The sequence below is a fragment of the Granulibacter bethesdensis CGDNIH1 genome, assembly GCF_000014285.2.
GTDB classification, from domain to species: domain Bacteria; phylum Pseudomonadota; class Alphaproteobacteria; order Acetobacterales; family Acetobacteraceae; genus Granulibacter; species Granulibacter bethesdensis.
Genome location: NC_008343.2, coordinates 2128038 through 2153143, shown reverse-complemented (window position 1 = coordinate 2153143; position 25106 = coordinate 2128038). Strand labels below are relative to the sequence as shown.

At 58.9% G+C, this 25106-nt stretch carries 24 protein-coding genes; 8 read left to right on the top strand and 16 right to left on the bottom strand.

Annotated features, from left to right (window positions below; translation table 11 throughout):
- Position 1: 1 nt before the first annotated feature.
- The 4 genes from GBCGDNIH1_RS22095 to GBCGDNIH1_RS22080 are packed head-to-tail and all read right to left on the bottom strand — an operon-like array spanning position 2 to position 3820.
- Positions 2-823, bottom strand: a complete 822-nt coding sequence (locus GBCGDNIH1_RS22095; RefSeq protein ID WP_011632617.1) for an ABC transporter permease — start codon at positions 821-823, stop codon at positions 2-4.
- Positions 820-1596, bottom strand: a complete 777-nt coding sequence (locus GBCGDNIH1_RS22090; RefSeq protein WP_011632616.1) for an ABC transporter ATP-binding protein — start codon at positions 1594-1596, stop codon at positions 820-822. The genes GBCGDNIH1_RS22095 and GBCGDNIH1_RS22090 overlap by 4 nt, the downstream gene beginning before the upstream one ends.
- Positions 1596-2588: a YVTN family beta-propeller repeat protein gene (locus tag GBCGDNIH1_RS22085; protein ID WP_011632615.1), complete on the bottom strand. Its 993-nt coding sequence runs from the start codon at positions 2586-2588 to the stop codon at positions 1596-1598. Before GBCGDNIH1_RS22085 ends, GBCGDNIH1_RS22090 begins: the two co-directional genes overlap by 1 nt.
- Positions 2573-3820 (bottom strand): ABC transporter substrate-binding protein, encoded by a 1248-nt coding sequence (locus tag GBCGDNIH1_RS22080; RefSeq protein ID WP_025287249.1) that lies wholly within the window; start codon positions 3818-3820, stop codon positions 2573-2575. The genes GBCGDNIH1_RS22085 and GBCGDNIH1_RS22080 overlap by 16 nt, the downstream gene beginning before the upstream one ends.
- 225 nt (positions 3821-4045) lie before the next feature.
- Here GBCGDNIH1_RS22080 and GBCGDNIH1_RS22075 point away from each other — a divergent pair, with 225 nt between their 5' ends.
- From GBCGDNIH1_RS22075 to GBCGDNIH1_RS22065, 3 genes are all read left to right on the top strand, one after another.
- Positions 4046-5077: an ABC transporter substrate-binding protein gene (locus GBCGDNIH1_RS22075; RefSeq protein ID WP_157692030.1), complete on the top strand. Its 1032-nt coding sequence runs from the start codon at positions 4046-4048 to the stop codon at positions 5075-5077.
- A gap of 68 nt (positions 5078-5145) precedes the next feature.
- Complete coding sequence (locus GBCGDNIH1_RS22070) at positions 5146-5853, top strand: ABC transporter permease (protein ID WP_011632612.1); 708 nt, start codon at positions 5146-5148, stop codon at positions 5851-5853.
- A complete protein-coding gene (locus GBCGDNIH1_RS22065) occupies positions 5844-6608 on the top strand; it encodes an ABC transporter ATP-binding protein (protein ID WP_011632611.1) in 765 nt (254 codons plus the stop codon). Before GBCGDNIH1_RS22070 ends, GBCGDNIH1_RS22065 begins: the two co-directional genes overlap by 10 nt.
- On the opposite strand, the gene GBCGDNIH1_RS22060 is transcribed toward GBCGDNIH1_RS22065, so the two are convergent.
- Positions 6601-6978: a c-type cytochrome gene (locus tag GBCGDNIH1_RS22060; protein WP_038512404.1), complete on the bottom strand. Its 378-nt coding sequence runs from the start codon at positions 6976-6978 to the stop codon at positions 6601-6603. The genes GBCGDNIH1_RS22065 and GBCGDNIH1_RS22060 overlap by 8 nt on opposite strands.
- A gap of 195 nt (positions 6979-7173) precedes the next feature.
- Here GBCGDNIH1_RS22060 and GBCGDNIH1_RS22055 point away from each other — a divergent pair, with 195 nt between their 5' ends.
- Entirely contained in the window at positions 7174-7611 is a 438-nt protein-coding gene (locus GBCGDNIH1_RS22055; protein ID WP_011632609.1) for a hypothetical protein, read from the top strand.
- Positions 7612-7682: 71 nt separating this feature from the next.
- On the opposite strand, the gene GBCGDNIH1_RS22050 is transcribed toward GBCGDNIH1_RS22055, so the two are convergent.
- Positions 7683-10088 carry a TonB-dependent receptor gene (locus GBCGDNIH1_RS22050; RefSeq protein WP_011632608.1) on the bottom strand — a complete coding sequence of 802 codons (2406 nt, stop codon included), beginning with the start codon at positions 10086-10088 and terminating at the stop codon, positions 7683-7685.
- 213 nt (positions 10089-10301) lie between these two features.
- Here GBCGDNIH1_RS22050 and GBCGDNIH1_RS22045 point away from each other — a divergent pair, with 213 nt between their 5' ends.
- Both GBCGDNIH1_RS22045 and GBCGDNIH1_RS22040 read left to right on the top strand, forming a co-directional pair.
- Positions 10302-11861 carry a HAMP domain-containing protein gene (locus GBCGDNIH1_RS22045; protein ID WP_043453015.1) on the top strand — a complete coding sequence of 520 codons (1560 nt, stop codon included), beginning with the start codon at positions 10302-10304 and terminating at the stop codon, positions 11859-11861.
- A 94-nt stretch (positions 11862-11955) separates the two neighbouring features.
- Positions 11956-12672 (top strand): response regulator transcription factor, encoded by a 717-nt coding sequence (locus GBCGDNIH1_RS22040; RefSeq protein WP_011632606.1) that lies wholly within the window; start codon positions 11956-11958, stop codon positions 12670-12672.
- Positions 12673-12690: 18 nt separating this feature from the next.
- Here the strand turns inward: GBCGDNIH1_RS22040 and GBCGDNIH1_RS22035 are convergent, their stop codons facing one another.
- Entirely contained in the window at positions 12691-13737 is a 1047-nt protein-coding gene (locus tag GBCGDNIH1_RS22035) for a S1C family serine protease (protein WP_011632605.1), read from the bottom strand.
- A gap of 278 nt (positions 13738-14015) precedes the next feature.
- On the opposite strand from GBCGDNIH1_RS22035, the gene GBCGDNIH1_RS22030 reads away from it, so the two are divergent.
- Entirely contained in the window at positions 14016-14546 is a 531-nt protein-coding gene (locus GBCGDNIH1_RS22030) for a hypothetical protein (RefSeq protein ID WP_157692029.1), read from the top strand.
- A gap of 114 nt (positions 14547-14660) precedes the next feature.
- Here GBCGDNIH1_RS22030 and GBCGDNIH1_RS22025 read toward each other — a convergent pair whose 3' ends face one another.
- From GBCGDNIH1_RS22025 to GBCGDNIH1_RS21990, 8 genes are all read right to left on the bottom strand, one after another.
- Positions 14661-15170, bottom strand: coding sequence for a hypothetical protein (locus GBCGDNIH1_RS22025; RefSeq protein ID WP_125911040.1), 510 nt, complete (start codon positions 15168-15170; stop codon positions 14661-14663).
- 282 nt (positions 15171-15452) lie between these two features.
- On the bottom strand, positions 15453-16154 hold the full coding sequence (locus GBCGDNIH1_RS22020) for a carbonic anhydrase (protein WP_011632602.1): 702 nt from the start codon (positions 16152-16154) through the stop codon (positions 15453-15455).
- Positions 16155-16290: 136 nt separating this feature from the next.
- On the bottom strand, positions 16291-17736 hold the full coding sequence (locus GBCGDNIH1_RS22015; RefSeq protein ID WP_011632601.1) for an ATP-binding protein: 1446 nt from the start codon (positions 17734-17736) through the stop codon (positions 16291-16293).
- Positions 17733-18488, bottom strand: coding sequence for a response regulator transcription factor (locus GBCGDNIH1_RS22010; RefSeq protein WP_050748466.1), 756 nt, complete (start codon positions 18486-18488; stop codon positions 17733-17735). Before GBCGDNIH1_RS22010 ends, GBCGDNIH1_RS22015 begins: the two co-directional genes overlap by 4 nt.
- Positions 18489-18568: 80 nt before the next feature.
- Positions 18569-19666 carry a sulfate/molybdate ABC transporter ATP-binding protein gene (locus tag GBCGDNIH1_RS22005; RefSeq protein ID WP_011632599.1) on the bottom strand — a complete coding sequence of 366 codons (1098 nt, stop codon included), beginning with the start codon at positions 19664-19666 and terminating at the stop codon, positions 18569-18571.
- Between the two features lie 49 nt (positions 19667-19715).
- Positions 19716-20525, bottom strand: coding sequence for a sulfate ABC transporter permease (locus tag GBCGDNIH1_RS22000; RefSeq protein ID WP_011632598.1), 810 nt, complete (start codon positions 20523-20525; stop codon positions 19716-19718).
- Positions 20522-21448, bottom strand: coding sequence for a sulfate ABC transporter permease subunit CysT (gene cysT / locus GBCGDNIH1_RS21995; RefSeq protein ID WP_011632597.1), 927 nt, complete (start codon positions 21446-21448; stop codon positions 20522-20524). The genes GBCGDNIH1_RS22000 and cysT overlap by 4 nt, the downstream gene beginning before the upstream one ends.
- Before the next feature lie 9 nt (positions 21449-21457).
- On the bottom strand, positions 21458-22483 hold the full coding sequence (locus tag GBCGDNIH1_RS21990) for a sulfate ABC transporter substrate-binding protein (protein WP_011632596.1): 1026 nt from the start codon (positions 22481-22483) through the stop codon (positions 21458-21460).
- Positions 22484-22840: 357 nt separating this feature from the next.
- On the opposite strand from GBCGDNIH1_RS21990, the gene GBCGDNIH1_RS21985 reads away from it, so the two are divergent.
- A complete protein-coding gene (locus GBCGDNIH1_RS21985; protein WP_125911039.1) occupies positions 22841-23575 on the top strand; it encodes a hypothetical protein in 735 nt (244 codons plus the stop codon).
- 78 nt (positions 23576-23653) lie between these two features.
- On the opposite strand, the gene eat is transcribed toward GBCGDNIH1_RS21985, so the two are convergent.
- Positions 23654-25033, bottom strand: a complete 1380-nt coding sequence (gene eat, locus GBCGDNIH1_RS21980; protein WP_011632593.1) for an ethanolamine permease — start codon at positions 25031-25033, stop codon at positions 23654-23656.
- Positions 25034-25106 lie beyond the last annotated feature (73 nt).

Genomic DNA, 25106 nt, shown 5'->3' with positions numbered 1-25106 from the left:
TTCAATCTGCCGCCGTACGACGGGCCATCAGCCCGCGACCGGGATCGTAGCCCAGAATGGCGGCTGCCATGAACAAAACGGTATAGGCGAGGACGATCAGCGCCGATTGGGTGGCGAACTTATCGTACAAGGCAAAGCGGATCAGCTCTACCGCATGGGTAAAAGGGTTGATCTGGCAGAACCACCATAATGTGGTGCTGGCATCCTTGACCCTCCACAGCGGATAAAGCGCAGAGGATGTGAAAAACATCGGAAAAATCACGAAGTTCATCACACCGGCAAAATTTTCGAGCTGTTTGATAAAGGAGGAAAGAACCAGCCCCAGCGCCCCCAGCATCAAGCCGGCCATGATCAGCGCAGGCAGTACAGCCAGATAGCCGGTCAAAGGCGGCGTGATGTCCCAGAACCATGCAATGGCCAGAAAAATATAGGCCTGCACAATAGAAACCGTCACACCTGCCAGCAGCTTGCACAACAGCAGGAACCAGCGAGGAAACGGGCTGATCAGCAGGGTTTTCATGCTGCCCATTTCCCGGTCATAGACCATGGAGAGGGACGATTGCATGCCGTTGAATAATTGGATCATCGCCACCAGACCCGGTGCGATATAAACCTCATAGGGAACGTAGGTTTCGTAAGGCGGAATGATCGAGACACCGAGTACGAAATGGAATCCCGCGGCAAACACGACCAGCCAGACCAGAGGCCGCACCAAGGCGGAGATAAAGCGTCCGCGTTGATGTACCCAGCGTAAAGCCTCCCGGCGGACAATCCCCGTCATGCAGCGCAGGTACTGGCCGGGTGATAAAAACGCTGTCGTCATGCGGCTTTTTCCCGCTTGTTATTCTGACCCTTGCGCGTCAGGCGCTCAAACGCGGTGCCGAGATCAACGGCATCGGCGTCTTGCATAATGGTATCACGCGCACCCTGTGCCAGTACCTGCCCTTGATGCAGCACGATGATGCGGGCGTGCTCATCCGCTTCATCAATCAGATGGGTGGCCCACAATACGGCAAGACTGTGATCGCGGCACAATCCGCGCACATGTTGAAGCAGGAAGCGGCGGCTTTCGATATCAAGCCCCACGGTTGGTTCATCAAGCAGCAGCAGCGAAGGTGCGTGTACCAGTGCCCGTGCCAGCTCAACACGTCTGCGCTGTCCGCCGGAAAGCTGCCGCACCCGATCCCCCGCACGATCAGCAAGGCCGATACGGCCAAGTTCCTCCATGGCGCGTTCGCGGGCTTCTCGGGAAGGCATTCCATGCAAGGCGGCATGGTAGGTCAGGTTCTGCAATACGGTCAGATCGAGATCGAGCGTGGATTGCTGAAACACCGCCCCCATACGGGCAAGCGCACGACCTGGTTCCTGGCGCATATCATGACCCAGCACGGCGATATGGCCGCTTTTGCTGTGATAGAGCCTTGTAATCAGCCCGAATAATGTGGTCTTGCCGGCCCCGTTCAGTCCGAGCAGGACGGAGAAATCACCGGGCTGAATGTTGAAAGTGACATCATCCAGCACCCGCCGTGGCCCGAAAGCATGGCTGAGGCGGGTGACTGCCAGCGCGGCGGATGAAGAGGCTGACGGTGTTGGCATCAGGGGGCCACCACCACGCCCCATGGCAGCTGCCCGACCGGCACCGATTTCAGAACCTTGAGGCCGGCCACGTCGATCACGGACATGTCGTTGCTGATACCGTTGGCGGTATAAAGTGTTTTCTGATCCGGTGAAAACGCAGCGTGCCAGACGCGTTGCCCGACCAGCAGGTATTTTTTGACGTCGTAGGTATGGGCATCCACCACCGCCACGCGATTGGCCGGGCCAAGGCAGATGAAGGCAGTGTTGCCGTCATCGCTGAGGGCGATGCCGACAGCCTGGATTGCTTCTTTCGGTACGCCGGGGATTGAGAAGGTGATGGTCTTGATCACTTTATGGGTCTTGGTATCGATCACGGCGACCTGACCCGCCACTTCGGAAGAAACCCAGACCAGAGAGCCATCCTTGTTGTATTCCGCATAACGCGGGCGGGTGCCGACCAGCACATTGGCCACCGGCTTGTGGCTTTTGGCGTCGATGAAATGCGCCATGCTGGTGGTTTCGGATGTGTTGACGATGGTTTTCCCATCCGGGCTGACCGCCATCCCTTCCGGTTCCACGCCGGTGGGAATTTCATCGACAATCCTGCTTTGCCCGATATCAAGCACGGAGACCATGTTGTCGTTTTCGTTGGAAATATAAAGCGTCTTTCCATCCGGGCTGAGGGCGAACAGCTCCGGATCGGGTCCGCTCGGCAGGGTTTTGTTGACGGTCAGGCTGGCGAGATCGAGTACCTCGATATGATCGGCATCGGATGTGCAGATATAAAGGCTTTTTCCATCTTTCGAGAGCACGATACCGCGCGGGCGCGCACCCACCGGAACGGTCTTGATGATTTTGAGAGAGTCCTGATCCAGCACCGTGATGGTGTTGTCTTTTTCATTGGAGACAAGAATTTTGCCCGCCATCGCGCTGGTGGCGAAAAGCGGGATTGCCAGCGCAGCACTGACAATCGCGGCTGCCAAGCGGTGGCGGATCATTGCATGTGACATGTGCTCTCCGGCCGGTCGATGCCGAGCGTATCTGTTTCGTAAAACTGGTGCAGAAATCCGGGCTGCGGCGAAATGGAGATCAGCGAACGATCATCCGCCAGCAGCACGGGCTGCCGTAACTGCCCGTCCCAGGGCCTGAAATTGAGCGGTGGTCCTTTATAGGCGGCCAGAGCAAAGGAATCGCCGCGTATATAGGCCGCCAGTTTGGCCGGATCGGATTGCCCGGTGCGGGTGGCGGCCTCGCCGAAGCTGCGCACTGCCATCCATGCACTGTAATCCAGACTGGTCATCCAGCGATGGGCCAGTTTCAGAAAACGGCTTTGAAACTGCGTGCTGGCATATTCGTCGAACGGTCTGGCCCATGCCTCCGGCACCATTCCCTGCGTTCCGGCCACCGGTCTGGGCGTGTTGGTGCGGTAGGAGAGGCTGTCACCGAAATTGCCTGCCTCATCAGCAACAATCAGCACGTCGTAATCGACATCCTGAGTCAGACGGGAAACCTCGGTATTGATCTGGAAATGTCCCGTATCCGCCTGCTGTGTCGCCGGGTTGAAGGTCCATGGGCGATCGGCGACGATGCGGATCTGGAATTTTTTGGCCGATCGGCGAATGGCCTCGGCATATAAGGCGTCATCCGGGGTTTTTCCGCTGACCAGCATGACGTGGTGCCAGTTTTTGACGGTCAGATACTGCATCAGCGCATCCGCCAGCATGGCGCGGCTGGGCATGGTGTGCAGTACGTTGTGGCGGCAATCCGCGCCACGCAGCCGGTCATCCGGCAATTTCGCATCGATCAGCAGAGCGTCTTTCGCTTCTGGAAGACTCGCCAGACGCAGCAGCAGGTCAGGCGGCACACTGAGCACGAAATTCCGGTCACCTGCTTTCAACCTGTCCTTGAAGGCCTGTATTACGGCCTCGGGCGTTGGATGAATCTGTTCGTCCAGCACGTAATTCTGGTTCAGGAAGCGGCCCGTGGTCGCATTGTCGCGCAGGGCCAGACGTGCACCTTCCACGCCTTCATCGGCGGGAGGCTGATCCAGCCATGTGGAGGGCCACCGGCGCGTTTCATGCAGCTCCAGATAGACGATGCGGATCGTCTGTTCCGGCGTTGCAGCCGCGTCCTGTGCCATCGCTGCACGGGGCGTCAGCATTTCTCCGGCCGGCAGAGCCGCCAGACAGGTCAGTATGGTCAGTGCCGGTGCCGCGTTTCTCGCGTGCTTGATCCAGCTCATATGTTTCCTCCGCATCCCCGCCACACACACGGCTTCCCCGGATAAAGGGGCCGAAACATTGGCAGACGCTTTTACCTTTATCTCATGTGCCTGCTGATGTGGCGATGGATAACAGGGATAAAAATACGTTTATGGTGAAAATATCCATGAAATATTGACAATTTATGCCGATATGGGCCGGATATAACCCAAAACGCCTTGATCACAAGGCTTGGGGAAAACGCCGTGAGCTTATTGGAAACGGGCAGGATACAGAATCCCTTGCTCTGGTCCCGCCGCCGCGTGCTGACGGGCGGGCTTGGGCTGTCCCTTGCCGTTCATAGAGGAATCGCGCGGGCGGCGGACCCTTCCATGCCTGAGATCAGGGTTGCCAGCCTGCGTTTCGGCAGCCTTTCCTGGCTGCTGGATGTCATCCGGCGTCATAATCTGGATCGTGATGCCGGCTTTCGATTGGTGGAGCTGTCACTCGCCGGATCACAGGCCACGCAGGTGGCGTTACAGGCTGGCTCGGCCGACCTTGCCGTGCAGGATTGGCTCTGGGCGGCCCGACAGCGCGAACAGGGCGGAGACTGGGTATTTTCCCCTTTCTCCAGCGAATCCGGGGGTATTCTGGTCCGGGCTGATAGCAGGCTGCATGGGATTGATGATCTGAAACAGGCCAGCTTAGGGGTGGCTGGGGGCCCGATCGATAAAAGCTGGCTGATTTTCCGCGCTTTTGCCGCCCGCAAGCTGGGTTATGACCCGCAGAGCCTGGCCCCGTTTTTTGCCGCCCCACCGCTGTTGAACGAGCAGTTGAACCGGGGAAGACTGGACGCTGCCTTGACCTATTGGCCGTTCGTGGCACGGGGGGAGGCGCATGGTGGGCGCGTTCTGCTGCATATTGGCGATGCTCTGGCGGGGCTGGGGCTGCCGGTGGATACGCCTCTTGTGGGCTATGTGTTTCGCTCCGCCTGGGCGAATGGCCCCGGTCAGCCCGGGCAGAGATTTCTGAAGGCCGCTGCGCAGGCACAGGCCCTTCTCGCGACATCGGATACGGAGTGGCAGGCCATTCGCCCCCTGACCGGTGCGGAAGACGATCGTGAGTTGACCTTGCTGCGGGATGCATACCGGGCTGGTATTCCGCATCACTGGGGCAAGGCGCAGATTGATGCGGCCCAGAGCTTGCTGACGATCCTGCATGCCCTGCCCGGTGCAGAGACCTCCGGCCTGCCGACGCGGATACCGGTCGGACTGTTTTTGGCGGAGGTCACGCTCTGACCGCATTTTCTGTCCGCGGAGAGGCCCCCCGCACCGGCCAGATCGGCTTCGGCTGGCGGGTCGCGTCGATGGTGTTGCTGCTGGCGATTTGGGAGGGCGCGGCGGTCTGGGCCCATGATCCCTTGTTGCCATCCGCCAGCACTGTCATCGTCGCCATGGTGCAGCAGGCAATGCATGGGGCCTTGCTGCCAACATTGGCGATTACGCTACGCCGTGTGGCCGAGTCTTTCACGCTTGCACTGGTGGTCGGGACGGCGATTGGCGTGGCCTTGGGCAGGATGCCCCGTCTCAATGCGATCATGGACAGTCTGCTCACCGCCCTGCTCAACCTGCCTGCCGTCGTGTTGATCGTGCTGATCTATATCTGGTTCGGGCTGACGGAGTGGGCGGCGGTGATGGCTGTGGCGCTGAACAAGTTGCCCAACACTGCCGTGACGGTGAGGGAAGGCGCGCGGGCGTTGGACCCGGCTCTGCTGGACATGGCGCGCAGCTTCCGTATGAGCCGCCTTGCCATCCTGCGCCACGCAGTCCTGCCGCAATTGGCACCCTATATTTTTGCAGCGGCCCGTTCCGGCCTGTCGATCATCTGGAAAATCGTGCTGGTGGTGGAGCTGCTGGGGCGTAGTGATGGAGTCGGATTTCAGCTTCAGGTGTATTTCCAGCTTTTCGATGTGACCGGGATTCTGGTCTACACGCTGGCTTTTATTCTCGTCGTACAGGCGCTGGAATGGGGCGTGCTGCAAGTGCTGGAACGGCGGGTCTCTTCATGGCGATAGAGCAGGCACATGCTGCCGCCACCTTGCTGCAGGTGCGGATCGAAGCCAAAAATCATGGCGTAACCCCTGTTTTAAGGGACATTTCGTTTGATCTGCACCGGGGGGATGTGCTGGCCATAATGGGGCGGTCAGGCTGCGGCAAGACCAGTCTGTTGCGCATTCTGGCCGGTCTGGATGATGCGTATTCCGGCCAGGTCAGTTGGGCGGGTTACAGCATCAGGCAGCGCCGCAACCGTGCGTTTCCGCGCATCGGCATGGTGTTTCAGGAACCTTTATTGCTGCCATGGAAAACGCTGCGTCAGAACGTCGCGCTGATGATGCCTGCCCCGGATGAGGCGCTGATAGAGCGTCTGTTCACAGAACTCGGACTGAAGGAAGTGGCTGACAGCCTTCCTGGTCGCGTGTCGTTGGGGATGGCACGGCGCGCTGCTTTGGTCAGGGCGCTGGCGTCGAAACCGGATATTCTGCTGCTGGATGAGCCGTTTGCCTCGCTGGACAAGGACAGCATCGGCAGAAGCATGGGTTTATTGCGACGTTTCTGGCGCTCCGGCACCATGGCAACGGTAATGGTGACGCATGAGGCGCTGGACGCGGCAAGGCTTGCGAATCGGGTGATGATGCTGGGTGGAAAGCCTGCCAGCATGATCAGGCAGGTTAATCTGCCCGGTGCAAATCCGTCAGAACGCAGCCTGACGGCAGAGGAGGAGGCCCGCCTTGCGGCAGACCTCCAATCCCCGGAAGACCTGATTACTTGAGAGTCTTCAGATAGGCGATCAGGTTCTGGCGATCCTTCTCGTCCTTGATGCCGGGGAAGATCATCTTCGTGCCGGATACCAGGCCTTTCGGATTCTCAACCCATTTGTTCAGAGTGGCTTCGTCCCAGGTCAGGCCGGAGCTTTTCAGGGCATCGGAGTAGTTGAAGCCAGGCTCGACACCTGCCTTGCGACCGACGATGGCGGCCAGGGAGGGGCCGACCTTGTTCTTGCCGGCTTCGGTGGAGTGGCAGAAGCCGCACTTCTTGAAGAGGGTCTTACCTGCTTCGGCATCGCCATCCGCGTGCGCCTGGCCGGAGGCCAGCAGCGCAAAAGCGGAAAAAGCGAGAGCAGGAACCAGTTTGCTTTGCATCGTTTCGTCCCGTTGCAAGGTGGTTCGGAAAGGCACGGCCCCCAATGAGCCGCGCCGGGACATTATCTTGTTGACGCCCTTTCCGATAGCCGTTCGTCGAGGCATTCTTGAGGCAATTTTGCGGCACCGGCATGGCATCTTTGCCAACCGGCTCCAGACCGCAGCATGATGGGTTTCAGGAAGGAACAAAAGTCCATGATTATTTCAATTGAAACAGGTGACTCAATTCCAGCAATCACCCTTGCCCCCATGAAGCGTTCTGGTCGGGGATATCGCATGCTGTGGTTCGGCGGCCTGATCGGGTTGGGCCTGATCATAACTGCTGGTGGCAGCGCAATTGCTGCGGGTAAGGCAATGAGGTTCTGGAATACGACCTCCGACACCATCGTGAAACTTCAGATGGCTCCTGTCGGTACGACGGCATGGGGCAGTGATCAGTGCAAGAACGATAAGGATGGAGAGGTTGAGGCGGATGAGCGCCTGAAAATCCTCGGTATTCAGCCGGGCCGCTATGACGTGAAGCTGAAACTGAAGCGCGGGCGGAGCTGTGTGGTTCATGATGTCGAGGCGAAGGAAGACGGCCCCTATGCTTTTGCAATCGGCGATGCCGATTTGAAGGACTGCTCACCCTGAGCCGGTAAGACAGAGATCAAAAAAGGGCGGTCCGGAGACCGCCCTTCATGATGATACAGGATCAAGCCGTTTCAGAAGGAAACGCGCACACCGCCATAACCGGCGATGGGAGCGCCCGGGCTGAGGCTTCTGGTATTGGTGGCATTGGGAGCCTGAAGCATCGGAACTTCACCAACCGGGGAGAATGTGCCGAACGTGGCATAGTTCTGGTTGGTCAGGTTCCGCACCATGCCGAACAGCTGCACGTTCTTCGTGATCTGGTAGGCGGTGTTGAAATCCATCACGAAGTAATTGCCGGTCCGCTGGTTCTGGTTGCCTTCATCGCCGATCAGATACTGGCCGCTTGCGGCACGCCCGATCAGACCCACGACCCATTTGGGCGTCACGGCCCATTGTACCCCGACCTTGAACACATGGGCGGGAATACCGGTGATGTAGTTGCCCTTGCGCACATTGACGAGCCCGTCATCAGCGTAAGGATTATCCTCGGAATTGAGCGTGAAATTGCTGCCATAGCGGGCATCGGTGAAGGAATAGTTGGCGAAGACCGACCATGCGCCCGCAATCAGGTTGACCGAGGCTTCCACGCCCTGCCGTGTGGTGGGGCCCACGTTCCGGAAATAGGCGCGCCCGGAGGTCTCGCTGGAGACGAAGGCCAGATCATCATCACTGCCGGTATGGAAATAGCCGGTATGCCAGTTGACGGTGGCGGTCTCGACCTTGTGATGACCACGGAACCCGGCTTCCCAGGTATGGGCCACAACCTGCTTCAGGGGCGGGTCACCGACGAAGAAGTTGGTCAGGCTGCACGGGGCGGTGGGATCGGCGCAGGAAAGCTCCGCCGGGGTCGGCGCGCGGTTCGATTCGGCATAGCCGGCATAGGCGGAAACGGAGCGCGTGATCTTCCAGGTCAGGCCGGCTGCGGGGTTGAAACGGTTATAGGAATGCTGCCCGTTCAGGCTGGTGCCGATCTGGTCGTTCAGCGCGATCTGGGCGGAGTTGAAACGCCCGGAGACGGTGGCGGCCAGTTTTTCGGTAATGTCGAACGTATCCGTGAAGAAAACACCGTAATAGTCGTTGCTGGTGTTCACCCGCACCGGCAGGACATTGGCAGTGGAGTCATCAACCTCGATGCTCGGGCCGCCAAAGCCGCGATCCAGGGTCAGCGGGCCGATCAAAGTGTTGGCAGTGAAGGTGCTGCGCCCGCCATCATAGCTGACACCGGCCACGAAATGGTTCTTATGGCCGAACACCGTGGCGGTATTCACGCCCTGTGCCGAGGCTCCGAACCCGTTGGTATCGGTCGCGGTGCGGTTCAGATAAGCGTAGGGGCCGCCCTCGTCATAATCGAAGCCGTGCTGGTTATACGGGCTGTTCTGTACGAAATTCGGAACATATCCGCCACGACGGGATTGCAGCGGGGGGCCATCCTCTGAACAGACCAGAGTGGGGTCATTATCGCACGGCTCGACCTCGGCCGCATCGCCGTTGAAGGTGCGCTGGGACAGATTGCTGTAATAGACATTTCCCTGCACCGACCACTCATCGGTCACTGTCACCGTGGTGCTGCCGACGACGCGGACATATTTGTTCCGGGTCTGGTCGGGATAGGTGAACACCGCACTCCGGTCTGCGGCAAGCAATTCAACCGGAGTCGTGCCGTTGCCGACAAGGATATTGTTGGCATAGGTCACGTTGACATGCGCTTCGGCACGGTCGCTGCGCCAGCCGATATCACCGTAAACCTGACGCGCCTGAGAGGGAGAATGCTGACGCCAGCCATCCTCGTTCATCCCGCTGGCAGCGATATAGGCGGACATCGTGCCGTCTTTGGACTTTACGCCATATTGTCCGGACAGGGTGATATTACCGAACGAACCGCCCGATACCTCAACCTGACCGCCCTGATAGTTGAAGCCGTCCTTCATGCGCACGGACAGGGCACCGCCCAGCGCATTCAAGCCGAAAGCAGGATTGGCACCGACCAGCTGTGTTTCATCAATGGCGATGCTGGGGATCAGATCCCAGTTCACCGTATCGCCAAAGGACTGGTTGAAGCGTGTGCCGTTGACATAGACCGCAAGGCCCTGCGGATCACCGGCCAGCGGAGAGGCGGAAAAGCCGCGATAGATCAGATTGGGCTGAAGGGAATTGCCCACCGCCTGATTGAAGGAAATACCGGTGCCCTGCTGTTCCAGCGAACGCAGCAGGTCCGCCGGGCCGGTTTTCTGGGTATCAAGCCCGGTATAAACCTGAGTGGCCGCGGGTACTTCCTCCCGGTTCAGGCCTGATCCCTGAAGAGGGGTCGTTCCCACTACCTGCAAGGAAGGCAGCGTGAAATTGGGTGTGTTGTTCTCAGCGGTAGACGAAGCGGCTGCCTGATTGCCTTGGCTCGCGGCATTCTTCATCGTTCCCTGTGCCATTGCGACGGCAGGAATAAAAGGCGCAACGGCGGCAAGTACAATTCTTTTTCTCATTGTGACCCCCTTTAACTCGTTGCGTCCTACAAATTAGTTTTTGGTAATGTCTATGGTATTTTGACCTTTAAAAGTATTTTGTTGGAAGCTGTGGCACATAAAATGAATATATATTTGCCGTATATGATATAGAATATGCATAAAATGCAGAAACTATTCTTCAGGATGCCATTCTGGCCTTGTTTAACACGCTCTTTACAAGGGCGACTGGTCTTGTTGCCGGCCTTTATCCTGCTGGTTGGTCTGATTGTTTCTCTGGCGCTGAGCCTTCACCGGGCCAACCACCGAATCCGGAATGAAATGGAGTCAGGTTTTCGCCTTGGGCGTGTGCTGGTGGAGGCCGTGCTGGTGACGGCCCGCGCTATGCCGACGCAGCAGGATGCGTTGACAATGGTGGCGCAACAGTTGCCGCGTGTCCGGCATCTGGACCTGTTACTGCTGCCTGCGCCTGAGATGATGGCGATGGGGATGCCGCCTTTGCTGGTCGGGCAGCGTCCGCGTGTGCCGCACTGGTTTGTCGATCTGCTGCCCCAGCCGATCGTCGCCCGGTCGTTTCCGGTGCTGTATCACGGTGCGATCATTGGCCAGATCATCATGATCGCCAATCCGTTCGATGAGATGAAGGAGGTCTGGGGAGAGCTGTGCCTGATCGCGGTGGAGCTTGCCGCAATCTCGGTTGCCATCGTGCTGCTGATCATGTTGGCCACGTCCCTGTCGCTGCGTCCGCTCAAGCGCCTGGCGGAGGGGTTCGAGGCTCTGGAGGCGGGGGAATATGCCACCCGTCTCGGCCCGGTAACGGTGGCGGAGTTGCAGCCGATCGCGGTTCGCTTCGACAGTCTGGCCGCACGGCTGCAACGCATCACGCAGGATAACCATCATCTGATCGACCGTTTGATCTCCATGCAGGAAGCGGAGCGGCGTGATGTCGCGCATGAGCTGCATGACGAGTTCGGCCCGGCTTTTTTCGCCATCCGGGCCGAGCTGGCCTCCCTGACCCGTTGGTGCAGGGATCAACAGCAGCGTGAGGAGCAGGCTGGCTTACCGATCCGCGAGGTGGAGAAGATCGAGTCGCGGGTCTTGTCGATCGGGTCTCTGGTCGATGCCATCCAGAACATAAACGCGGCCATGCTGGAGCGTTTGTGCCCGATGGTGCTGGAGGAAATGGGCCTGCCCGATGCGCTGGAGCGTCTGGTGGAGGACTGGCGGCGGCGCGTTCCCCAAACACAATGGGATATCATGCTCTGTACCGGGCTGGAGCAGACACAGACGGATCTGGCTCTGACCCTGTTTCGTCTGGTGCAGGAGTGTCTGACCAACATTGCCCGTCACGCCGATGCCAGACATGTGGAGGTTGGTTTTTTCTGGCTGCCTCCCCGGCTTCCCCCGCGGGAGAAACCAGCCGGAGCCGCGCAGGATTGCAAGACGGAGCCTGCATGGCTGGGCGTCTATGTGCGCGATGATGGCACCGGATTTTCGGGAGCCCCTTCTTATGGTTACGGTCTGCTGGGCATGACGGAGCGTGTCCGTGCGGCGGGGGGAAAGCTTTATATCGGCGATAATGGCCAGCCCGGTGCCGCAGGCAAGCTGGCGGAAATGATGATGGCCTCACAAAAGGCCGGGCTTTCCCCCGAAGAATGGGGGGAGGATGAGCCGGATGATGGTCACGATCTCTGGCTGCACGGCGGTGCGGTGATTTTTGCCGGAATTCCATGGCATGCGAAGGGCGGGGGAGTCGCTTCCCGTAGCCAATCGGCTAATATCCACGATCTATAAGAGGGTATCCCGCTGACGGTGCCGTCCGGGTGGTGCAGTTCGGTGGTGCTGTCCGGTCTGCCGCTGACGGCGCTGACGGTCTGAAGGATGCCGTATGAACGCGGGGAAGGAATACAGGATGAAGGTACTGCTGATCGAGGATCATCCGATTGTTCGTGCCGGATGCCGACGCTTGCTGACGGATTATACCCCTGCGCGCAAAATGGTTGTCGGCTCTGCTCAGGGTCAGGCTCAGGATCATGCCGAGGAGCGGGTTGAGGTGATCGAGGCCAGCACAGGTGCTGAAGGAGTGCGTCTGAACCGGGAGCACAGCCCTGCGATTGTGGTGCTCGATCTCAATCTGCCGGACATGCCGGGGCTGGAGGTTCTGGCCGCCATGAAGGCGGACATGCCTTCCCTGAAAGTCATCGTGTTCAGCATGTATGAGGATCCCGCTTTCGTCTCCCGCGCGCTGGAGGGGGGGGCTTCCGCCTATCTGACCAAGAATGACGATCCGTTCAGCATGCTGGAGGCATTGGACAAGGTGCTTGCAGGGGGAATGCATCTCGGCCCGAGGGTGGCCGAGAAAATCGCCCTCCACACGCTGCGGGAGCCGGATGACCCCCTGCGCCCGTTATCCCGACGGGAGCGCGAGGTGTTCGATCTGCTCGGTCAGGGACGCAGCCTGAACGAGATTGCCGTGATCCTTGGCGTCAGCTACCGCACGGCGGCCCACGCAGCGTTACAAATCCGCAGCAAGCTGGGCTATAATTCCGCGGCGGCGCTGATCAAATATGCGGTCGAACGGGCCAAGGGTAATGTTCCGGCCTGACGCGGCAAGGCCGGGATGTCAATGCATCCGGGGGGTTTTGTCATACAGATAGCGGTCAATGGCCTGAACCTGCGTATGCATGGTCTGGCCATCCCGCAGGATGGTGATGGCAACCCCCACGGGGGGCGCACCGCTTTGCCATAGCAGCCGCCACAGCGTCGCCAGATCACCCGGCTCCTTGCCATTGATGGCGATGATCTGGTCGCCCTGCCGCAGACCGGCGGCTTCTGCCGGGCCGTGTGGAACAACGTCGCTGATGAGGATTCCCGCTTCCTGTTCAGCGGCCAGCAGGCCCAGCCATGGCCGACTGGCCAGCCTTCTGCCATGGGTCAGCAGCTCTGGCAGAATGGCCTGCAGGTGAGAGACCGGAATGATCAGGTTGATGTCGAGCTGTCCTGCACCGACATCGCCCTGCTGCAACACCACGGCAGCAATCCCAAGCAGGCGACCGTCCATGCCGATCAGGGCGCAGCCACCCCAGACGGGATGCGGTGGGGTCACCAGCAGTGCATCGGGAATGTGGTATTCCCAGTATCCGGCAAATTCCTGACGGGCAATGATCCGCGTTTCCATCGCATGGGTGATGCCGCCGGAGGCTGCCAGAATCGCGCCGCTTTCGCTGGCGACGCTGGAGGAATCGCCGATCTGGATGGAGGGGCAGGCCAAGGCGTCAGCCGGACGGATCAGCGCAAAGCCGCTTTCATGATCCAGCGCGATGATATGACCCGGCGTGACCTGACCGTCCTGTGTCGTGATCCAGATCGCATCGGCGTCGTTCACCAGATAGGTCATGGTGATGACCATTTTTGTCTGGCTGGAACCGACCTCGATCGCGACACCGCTCCCGGTCCGCTGTGCGCCCTGATCGTCGCTGCCATCGGGATCAAACCCGTCCGGGCCAAGACAACGCAGGAAGACAATGCCTTGCAGGACAGCCTCCAGATCGAAGCTGTAATCCGAAGGATGAGGCTGCATGTTCTGCGGTATTTGCCACTGGTCTTCCGACATTGCCTGCCGTTTGCTCCTTCGATCCGCCTGCGCCAATGCCGCTGTAGCCAGCGGCACTGAAAATCACCAGCCCTCCACTGCACCCTCTGCCTGTCAGAGTCAGGAAATATTTTCATGACGATGGAATTGTCCCGAAGCTGCGGGCTTGATTCTTTCGGGTTTCGCTTTATCAAAACCTCGCTAAACTCTGATCCTCAAGGCATTTTTGGTCAGAGATAAAAGACTTGCCGCGATGACTCGCCTTGCCGGTCGTAAGTATCAGGCAGCGAGGAGGCTCGGGAGTATCCGCACGCTGGCTCCTGAGCCGGTGTAAACAGATGCAAGGGATGATATCCATGCGCGCCGTCCTTTACGGATTTTGCTTTTCCGCAAGCCTTGCCGCCGCAGCAATGGGGGGGGCTGTCCCGGCTGTGGCCGCTTCGGGTTGCTCCAGTCAGGCAGAGCAGGCGGCCTTCGATACCGTCGCCCTCCAGAGCGAATTGCAGGTGATCGCCAAGGCCTGCCACACCGAAGATGCGTATAACAGCTTTGTCACCCGCTATCGCCCGGCTCTGGCAGCGGCGCATCAGGATGTCAGCGCCTGGTTCCAGAAGGCTGCCGGGAAGTCCGCGCAGAAAGTCCATGATATTTTCATCACCGGCCTTGCCAACGGGCAGTCTACCAGTTCCCTCAAGGAAGGCAGCGATTTCTGCGTGCTTGGGACGCCGCTGTTTACGGAAGTGATGGCGTTGCCGAAAGACAGCATGCTGGCCAGCTATGCAGCCGGGAAGGATACGTATCCCGCCACTGCACCTGCCTGTCGGGTGTTGCAGGATGGGCCTGCCGTCTCCACCCCTTCTTCTTCCCGTCGCAGCAAGAAGCACTGAGCTGATCAAGGCAGGGTGCGGGAATGTTTTCGCACTCCTCTCTCTGAGCGATGGCATTAAAAAACCGCCGGGCTGTTGTCCGGCGGTTTTTTGTTCGGGTCGCGTCTTTACGTTTCAGCGCTTCTTGCTGCTGCGCTTATGCGCGGCCGTTGCCTTGGCAGGCTTCGGAGCGGTGACGGCGGGTGTGATATTCGTCTTGCCAGGGGTCACGGTCACGTTCACGCGCAGGATAGCATCCCCCGGCAGCAACTGGACCACATAGCTGTCAGCACCCTGATAGCCCGGATCGGGTGTGTAATCGGTGCGGGTGTCATAGCCGACACTGTGCACAACCACCTTGCCATGAGCCGGACGGGCGATCAGCAGGCCGGCCGTATAGGGGGTGCGATCAGGCTCCGTGACCTTGGCTGCGCACCAGCCACCGTCATTCTGGACGGTCATGGTGATGGCGCTTTCCTTGCCCGGGGTCAGGGTGACGTCCTGTGCGGAGCAGGACGGGGCTGCACCGACCGTATCCGCTTCATAAATGTAGGCAGGTTTGGATGGGGCTTCCGGCGGCTTCTGGCAGGCCGACAGGGCAAGCGCCATACATGCGATTGCAGGTCCAGTATAACGAAGAGTCATCAAAATCCTCCGCCGTATTGTGGCGCTTGTGCCGATCTGTGCGGTGACACTGCCATTCGGCCGCACCGTGGCATGCTTTATCGTTTGATCCTGTAAGGGGGAAGGCTGTCCGGGTATAATCCGTGCGCTTTTTCAAAAAAATAGCTGTGATTGATGACAGATTGTACGAAGGCCGCCAGGCTGCATAAAAAAACCGCGAGAAAAGAGGATTCTTTTCTCGCGGTCGAGGTCAACGGCACTCCTCCAACTTGCCGGGGGGCAGGAAAGGAAGGGGAGCCGTCTTTATTCAGCGGCCATCGGAATGATCGAGGCCGCATCCTCATTGGCGGCATGAATGGCGACCGGCAGGCGGTGATCCATCACTTCGTGATAGCGTCCGGTTTCGCCATCCAGCGCATAGACGCCGCCGGATTCGATGTTGAACACCCAGCCATGGAGCCTTAACCGACCATCCGCGACGGCTTCCCGTACGACGGGGTAGCTGCGCAGATTATTCAGCTGCAAGGCAACATTGCGCATGGCCAGGGTACGGACCGGATCGCCGCCGGTTTCCGTAGAGGGCAGGCCCTCGCACAGACGCTGGTGATCACCGCAGCCGTGACGCAGCCAGGATTTGACATGCGGCAGGGGTTCCAGCGCGGACGGGTTCATAATGGCCTTCATCGCGCCGCAATCGGAATGGCCACATACGACAATGTCACTGACCCCCAGCACGGCCACGGCGTACTCGATCGCAGAGCCGACTTCGCCGGTGAGAGAGGATTCATCTACATAAGGCGGAACGATGTTGCCGACATTGCGGGAAACAAACAGCTCTCCAGGGCCGCATTGGGCGATCATTTCCGGAATGACGCGGCTATCGGCACAGGAAATCATCAGCGCTTTCGGCTGCTGGCCTTCACGCGCAAGCTTTTCATACAGGGCCCGGTTCTGGGGAAAGACCTCGCCACGAAATCGGGCCATACCGCTGATGAATGTATCCATGGGACGGTCTCCTGTACTGTCCTGAACGATCCTCCTCAGGAGGAAGCGACCACCCGGCCGCCCCTGTGTTATGGCGCATGGATTTTTCGCAGTTGCAAAAAGCCCGTGACAAAATATGGCTGGCTGAAAAAACGCTTCAGCCGGTCTGTTGATCTTTGGTCGGGGTGGAATGCAGCGGCAGCACGATTTTGGCCTGTAATCCGCCACCTGTGCGGTTGGACAGGGTGATGGTCCCGCCTTCCCGCTCCACGATCTGCCTGACGATGGCAAGGCCCAGCCCCATACCGCCCGTGTCACGATTGCGGGAGACCTCGATGCGGCGGAATGGCTCCAGCACGTTTTCCAGCTCCGCCTCCGGGATGCCGGGGCCGTTATCCTCGATGAGGATTTGTATGTTGTGGTCGGTCGAGAACAGGGTCACATCGGCCCGGCTGGCATATTTCAGCGCATTGCCGATCAGATTGGCGAAGGCCCGCTTCATGGCTACGGGGCGCACCGTGTGGACACAGTGTTCAGGCCCGGAATAAGTGGCAAGCTGTCCGGCATCACTGGCATCATCCACCAGCGTTTCCAGCATGGTGGCCAGATCGGCGGGGCGGTGTTTTTCAGGATCCGTATCCCCGGCCAAAAAAGCCAGCACGGAGGAGACCATGGCCTCCATCTCGTCCAGATCGTCCTCAATGGCGGTCTGAGCCTCCGTATCATCCAGAAAGCTGGCGCGCAGCCGCAGGCGTTGGATGGGGGTGCGCAGATCATGCGAGACCGCTGCCAGAGCCTGAGTACGGTCATTGATGAGGTGGGAGATACGGGTCTGCATGGCATTGAAGGCCTGTGCCACCTGCCGCACCTCACGCGGGCCGCTTGGCTTGATCTGGACCGGTGGGCCATGGCCGATCGCATCTGCTGCCTGAGCCAGTGTCCGCAGGGGCAGACCCAGTGTTCGCACCAGCATGGCGGCGGCGGCCAGTACGCAGCAGGCCAGAATCGCCGCAGAGAGCAGACCACCATAAAATCCCGGCAACCTGCCCAGAACGCCGGTCGCGAAAAACACGATGGCGCTGTCACGGGGGCCATCCTTGTCGACATGACCCGGAAGACGCATGGTGCCGATCAGATCACGTCTGGTACCGATCAGGCTGCGGCCGCCCCGGCTCAGACGCAGCTCCACATTTTCGAGCAGATCCTGACTGTTGATCAGCAGCCCCTGCATCCGCAGCAGCCCGGCGTCTCGGGGAGATGTTGGGGGCAGGGACAGGGCATTCCCCGGCACGCTGAGCGTGCCGATCTGAACCGGATTGCTCGGAGATGTGCCGGCACCGGAGGCAAACCACCCGATCTGGAGGTCGGGAGAGGACAGGCGTTTCGCAAGGGCCGGCCGTTCTTCCTCCTCCGCCGCCATCAGCACGCGATAGCTCAGTGCCAGACGTTCGGCGACACGCTGGACGGCCAGATCGTCGGCGTAATAGATCTCGGTCTGTTCATAGACGATGGTGCTGCCCAGAAATTCCAGCAGCGTGGCCAACAGCAGCACCAGCGTCACGCGACCGATCAGTCCGCGTGGCCAGAGATGAAACCGCTTCATTCCCGTTCAACGTCGGCGGCGAACATATAGCCGACTCCGCGAATGGTGCGGATCAGGGGGCGTTCCCCGACGCGATTGCCGATCTTGCGGCGCAGACGGCTGACCAGCACGTCAATGCTACGGTCGGAAACATCGCCCAGCCGGGTGCGGGACAGTTCCAGCAGACGGTCGCGCCCGATTACCCGTTGTGCGTTTTCCAGAAAGCTCAGCAGCAGATCATATTCCGCACCGGACAGATCGACGACGGCGCCGCTGGGATCGGTCAGTTCGCGGCGCTTCATGTCGATCTGCCAGCCCGCGAAGCTTATTGTCTCGCTTTTGCCTTTCGCCGTTGGCTCGTTCACCGGGCCGCGTCGCAGGACGGCGCGGACGCGGGCCAGAAGTTCCTGTTTACCGAATGGTTTGGCAATATAATCATCCGCACCGAGTTCAAGCCCCAGCACGCGGTCCATTTCCTCGCCCCGTGCACTGACCATGATGATCGGCACCTGACTGGACTGACGCAGTGCCTTGCAAAGGTCGAAACCACTGCCGCCCGGCAGCATGACATCCATCAGGATCAGATCGGGCATCAGCTGTTCGATGGAAGGCCACATCTCCCGCCCGTCCCGCACGGCACTGGTCCGGAACCCGTTTTCACGCAGCACGCGCATAATCAGCACGCGCATACCGGGATCATCCTCGACCACGAGAATATAGGGGGCTCCGGCATTCTCTGCCGTCATGGCATTCTGTATCGTCTGATCAACCATGAACAAGCTGCCCTGAATGACTAAAAAAGAACGATTAAACTATCATTCCGTTTATTTATCGCCATAGGGCAGGGGACGATTCAGGCGGCTTCAGCAAAATTATGTAATAAATTTGCTGTCCCGGTCCTGATATGCAGCTTGTCTGCGGAGTGGTTGTCAGGAAAATGATGGCCCAGACTGACATCCAGCCCGTGTATGCTGCCCCGTTCAGGAACCTCTGCCCCTGGCGGTAGCAGCACGTCGACCATGCGCCCTTGAAGCGACAGCACAACCCGTGTGAAGGGTCCGGCCAGCGCAATATCCTCGACCCGGGCCAATTGACCCTCGGTCAAACGGATATGATAGGGACGTACAGAGAGCAAAGCCTTGCCATCCGGAAGGGCGGTTGCAAGGGGCGGGTGATGGGGCAACTCGGGCAGTGACAGATGGCTGCCGCGACTTTCCGCGGTGAAAGTAACTGTCTCGCCCAGAAAACGGTGCACGAAGGCGGTCTCGGGATGCGCTTCCAGATGCTGTGGACTGTCGATCTGCTGCAACTGTCCGGCCCGCAGGACGGCGACCCGATCGGCCATTTCCATGGCCTCCCCCTGATCATGCGTGACGAAGATGCTGGTCAGCCCGAGCTGACGATGCACCCCCCTCAGCCATGTGCGGATATCCTTGCGCACCAGCGGGTCCAGCGCACCGAAAGGCTCGTCCAGCAACAGGGTTTGCGGCTCAGTCGCCAGAGCGCGTGCAAGGGCGATGCGCTGTTTCTGGCCCCCGGAAAGCTGATCCGGCATGCGCCCGGCCAGTTCCGGCACCTGCACCAGATGAAGCAGTTCCTCTACCCGCCGGCCAATCGCGGCACGCGACGGGCGGCGTGAGCGTGGCAAAACAGTCAGGCCGAATGCGATATTGTCGGCGACGCTCATATGGCGGAACAACGCGTAGTTCTGAAAGACGAAGCCGATATTACGTTCCTTGGCGGGGGCATGCGTTACATCCCGCCCGTTGATCAGGATCTGCCCGGTCTGCGGTTGCAACAATCCGGCGATCAGGCGCAGCAACGTCGTTTTACCCGCGCCGGAGGGGCCGACCAGAGCGAGGAATTCGCCGCTTTCGATGGGCAGGGATATGTCGCGGACTCCTGCCTCCCCCTCGAAACCCAGGCTGATATGGCGCAGTTCGATGCTCATGGCGCGGCGTCTCCATACAGGGCAGCCAGAAAGGGGAAGAGGATGAGGTTCATCGGTTGACCACCGAGATCAGACGACGCAAGGCCAGAAAAGCAATGGAGGACAGCGCCAGCACTGCCGCCATGGCGAAAGCGGCCGCACTTTGATAGCCATCATACAGGGTCTGGATATGCACGGGCATGGTTTCAGAGACGCCTGGAATATGTCCGGAAATCACGGAGACCGCCCCGAACTCCCCCATTGCCCGGGCGGTGCAGAGCAGCACGCCGGACAGCAGCGCCCAGCCGATATCCGGCACCACGATACGGCGCAGCATAGTGCCGAACCCGGCCCCCAGCATCACGGCGGCTTCCTCCTGCTCTGTGCCCTGAGACTGCATCAGCGGCAGGATGGTGCGTGCGACATAGGGAAAGGTGACGAACAGCGTGGCCAGCACGATACCCGGTGTGGCGAAGGCAATCTGAATACCATGCTGTTGAAGGGCCGCCCCCCACCAGCCGCGTGTGCCGAACAGCAGGATCCACACCAGACCGGCCACGACCGGCGAGATGCTGAGCGGCAGGTCGATCAGCATGGAGAGCAGCTTCTGGCCGGGAAAGGAGAATTTGCTCAGCACCCAGGCGGCGGCGATCCCGCACAGCGTATTGACCGGCACGGCAATGGCGGTCACCAGCAAGGTCAGTCTGATGGCCGAGAGCGCATCCGGGTCGCTCAGGGAATTGAGAGCAACATAAACTCCCCCCCGCAACGCTTCGGCAAACACCGCAATCAGCGGCAGCAGCAGAAAACCGATCACGATCAGTAATCCCGCAAGCAGGCAGAGAATATTGCCGGCGTGCAGATGTTTTTTCCGGGTCATTTCTGACCTCCGGCGACAAGGCGATGCTTGCGGGAGGCGGGGGATGCCCAGTGCCGTTGCAGTGCGGCAACCAGCACAAGGCTGAGAGCGGAACCGGCCAGCATGACCAGTCCTATGCAGGCGGCCGATGCGTAGTGGAATTCCTGTAATTCGGAGACAATCAGGGTCGGTGCGATTTCACTGACCATCGGGATATTGCTCGAAATGAAAATCACGGAGCCATACTCGCCAACCCCGCGTGCGAAAGCCAGTCCGAAGCCGGAGAGCAAAGCGGGCAACAGGGCGGGCAGCATAACCCGCCGGAAGCTCTGCCATGGTGATGCGCCAAGGGTGGTAGCGGCTTCCTCCTGCTCGGCGGGAAAATCAGCAAGCACGGGAGCAACGCTGCGCACCACGAAAGGCAGGCCGATGAAAATCAACGCCAGCACAATACCGAGACGGGTGAAGGCAATCTGGATACCAATGGATGCCAGCGGCGCACCGATCCAGCCGGACGGGCCATACAGCGTGGCCAGTGTAATACCGGCCACAGCTGTTGGCAGGGCAAAGGGCAGATCAACAATCGCATCTGCCACAGAGCGGCCGGGAAAAGGGATACGCACGAGTACCCATGCCAGCAGCAGGCCGAGCGGAAGGTTAATGAGGGCGGCGATCGCTGCCACGCCAAAGCTGAGCTCCAGCGCGGCCAGGGCCCGTGGAGCCAGTACGGCATGCAGCATCTGCCCCATTCCGGCACTGGATGCTTTTGCAAACAGCGCCAGAAGAGGTAACAGAACCAGTGAAGAAACCCAGCCCATGGTCACACCGAAAGACAGCCAGAAACCGGGCAGGACATGATTGTCCGGAAACCGGAAGATGGTGCGGCTAAGGCTCAGGCCGGGCCGGACCGGGTCTGGTATGGTCAGGCTTTCAGGGTGACTCATCGGACAAGCTTACTGTTTCACGGGTGTGTAGATACTATCGAACACACCCCCTTCGGCAAAATGGATCTTTTGAACGGTGGCCCAGCCACCCAGGCTGCGAATATCGAACAGCTTGAGCGGTTTGAATGTCGCGCTGTATCGGGCCAGAACGGCAGGGTCAGACGGGCGGAAATAATGTTTTGCGATCAGCTCCTGTGCCTCCGGTGTGTAAAGCGTGTTCAGATACGCTGTGGCGGCTTCCCGCGTATGATGCCTGTCAACCACGGAATCGACGACCGCCACCGGCGGCTCCGCCAGAATGGATTCCGAGGGATAGACGATCTCGAACTCTCCCTTGCCCAGGTCACGCTGTGCCAGCAGGGCTTCATTTTCCCAAGCGATCAGTACATCGCCGACATGGCGTTGAATGAAAGTATTGGTTGAGCCACGGGCACCGGAATCAAGCACAGGCACATTTTTGTACAAGGCCGTGATAAACTCTTTGGCCTTCTGTTCATTGCCGCCCGGCTGGTGCAGGGCCCATCCATAAGCGGCCAGATAGTTCCATCGTGCGCCACCACCGGTCTTGGGATTGGCGGTGATCACCTGTACGCCGGGTTTGACCAGATCAGACCAGTCATGAATCTGTTTGGGATTTCCCTTTCTGACCAGCAGGATAATCGTGCTGGTATAGGGGGCTGAGAAATGCGGAAAACGGTTTGCCCAGTCTTTTGCCAGCAAACCATGGGCAGCCAGAGCATCGATGTCGATCGACAGGGCCAGTGTCACGACATCCGCCTGCACCCCATCCAGCACCGAGCGCGCCTGTGCCCCTGAACCGCCATGAGATGTTTTGACACTGATATCCGGGTGGCCTTCCGCATGCCATTTCTGTTCGAACAGGCGGTTGAAGTCTTTATAAAACTCTCGTGTCGGATCGTATGATACATTAAGAAGCGTGGTTACTTCCTCTGCTTGGGCTCTTGCGGGCATGCATGTGCTGACCGCACCCAGTCCCAGCAGAACGGTCAAGGAAAGACGTACGGTACTTTTCATGGAGTTGGCGATCCTTAAATTACAATTTTAGTCCGTTAATTACATAATTTTCTTATATCTTCTGTTAAATATATCGGCAATGGATTGTGTGAATTTTTTTTCACAATTTTTGTTGGTTGAATTTTTATAAAGCTTGTTTCGAAGTCGGTTTGTTGGATTGCCATGATTATGAATAAAACAAGTATTAAAGGATAAAAGGTTGCATTCTATGAAAATATGGCTCATTCTTTCTAAAAGAATGATGCTGAAATATGCGATGCAATCGAAAAGATAGTGGCATATTTTGATTAATTAAGTGGTATATTCAGCCTTTTGAAAATCTGTAAGCTTATAGAGTCCTCATTAAACATGCATTTTATGATTCAGCCAGGCTCAGCTTTATCCAGTGATACAGAAGAAGAAAGCTTCTCCGCTTCCGCATTGGATGAGGCTGAAGCACGCGCACGTCGGGCACTGGGCATCGGTGAAGGTGATGCAGCCCGATCGCATCCCGTAAGGGATGCGGTTGCGGCAACGATGCCGGAGGTATTCGCGCCTGCGTCGATAGACAGCCAGCAGACCCGCCATGAGCGCAGCCAGGATCGTAATGCTGCCGTGACGGGTCATGGTGCCGCACCGCGTGGATGGCGGCCTGCGGCACAGCAGATAAAGGGAGGCACCCACCAGCAGGCCAGACGCACACGATTCGTGCGTGACGGGGAGGTGCAGGTGGAGACAATCAATCGTGCGCGCCGTGATCCTGTTCCCGATGAGCGTTCCGCCGGTACCGAGCCCGATCAGGTGGCGGTCAATCTGCTGGAACAGGCACGGTCTGAAATTGATCGTCTGTTGCGGGCGCTGAAAGAGGCTCAGCAGACGGTTGAAAATCAGAAAACACGTCTCTACCACGCCGAACAGGCGAGAGATGAAGCGATTGCTGCTTTGAAGAACATGCGCGATCAGGCGCTAAAGCCGCGTCCTGTTCCGCCTGAACGGATGACGACATCTTCTTTGGAAGATGCGCCTGTTCGCACACGGCAGCCAAGAACATACGTAAAGCGGGTCAAGCGTGAAAAAGAGCCTCAGCCTGTGAAATGGTGGATCAAGGACTGATCCTTATATTTTTGATCCGGTTATGAGACTTTGTCAGGCGGCGCATCATGCGCCGCCTGAATCGTAACCGGAATAGCCTCAGCGGAGTGCCGCCGCGACGGCCGGACGGGCAAGGACGAAGAACAGCCCGGTTGCCAACAGCATGATGGCCGCGAAGATCATGAATATCTCAATATTGTAGAAAATCATGACGGCCAGTGCCAGAACTGCCAGCCCCAAAGCCAGTGCGGGCAGGACGGGATAGAGCGGTGCCGTATAGCTGCGTGGCATATCCGGTTCTGTACGACGAAGGCGGAACAGGCTGGCCATGCTCATGATATACATGGTCAGGGCACCGAAAGCAGACATGGTCACGATGGTGGTGGTCAGCGACTGACCTGCAATCACGATCAGATTATCGCTGTAGATTGCAGCCACGCCCACGATACCCCCGGCGATGGTGGCGATATAAGGGGTGTGGAAGCGCGGATGCACCCGGCCTAGAAAATGCGGCAGGAACCCGGCACGGGCCAGGGCGAAAATCTGTCGTGCATACCCCATGATGATGCCGTGGAAGGATGCAATCAGGCCGAACAGACCCAGCCAGACCAGCATATGCAGCCAGCCGCTGTGATCCCCGACCACGAAACGCATGGCTTGCGGCAGAGGGTCATTCAGATTGCTGAGCTTGCTCCAGTCACCGCTGGCACCTGCGAACAGCATGACGCCGAAAGCCAGCAGAACCAGCGTCACGATCCCGGCAATATAGGCGACAGGAATGGTACGGCGAGGGTTTTTGGCTTCCTCGGCGGCCATAGCCACGCCTTCAATGGCCAGAAAGAACCAGATGGCGAAGGGCGTCGCCGCAAAGATGCCGCCAAGCGTGGCGCTGGAAAAATAATCGCTTCCTGCCCAGCCATTATGGGTGAAATTGCTCCATGAAAAACCGGGTGAGACGACACCCATGAATACCAGCAATTCACCAATGGCGAGGAGGGTGATCACAAGCTCGAAGGTTGCCGCAATGGTGACGCCGATCACATTCAGCGCGATGAACACCGCATAGGCACCGAGCGCGGCTATTTTCGGATCCAGCGTCTGGAACTGCACATGCAGATAGGCACCGATGGCCAGTGAAATGGCCGGAGGCGCAAACAGGAATTCAATCAGAGTCGCAAAACCGGCAATGAAACCACCCGTCGGGCCGAAAGCGCGATAGCTGTAAGCAAACGGGCCGCCTGCCTGCGGAATGGCGGTGGTCAGTTCGGTGAAGCTGAAGATGAAGGCGGTATACATGGTGGCGATCACCAGTGTGGTGATCAGAAAGCCCAGCGTTCCGGCGGCGGCCCAGCCATAGCTCCAGCCGAAATACTCGCCGGAAATAACCAGCCCGACGGCAATGCCCCACAAGTGGAAAACATTCAGGCTTTTGTTGAGGGTGGGGACCGAGGGAGGAGGGGAAGAGGAGGGAGACGCCATGGATGATTCTTTCTCAGGTGGAACGTTTCATGAAGCAGCTGTTTGAAATCGTCGGCGTGATGACGTTTTAAAA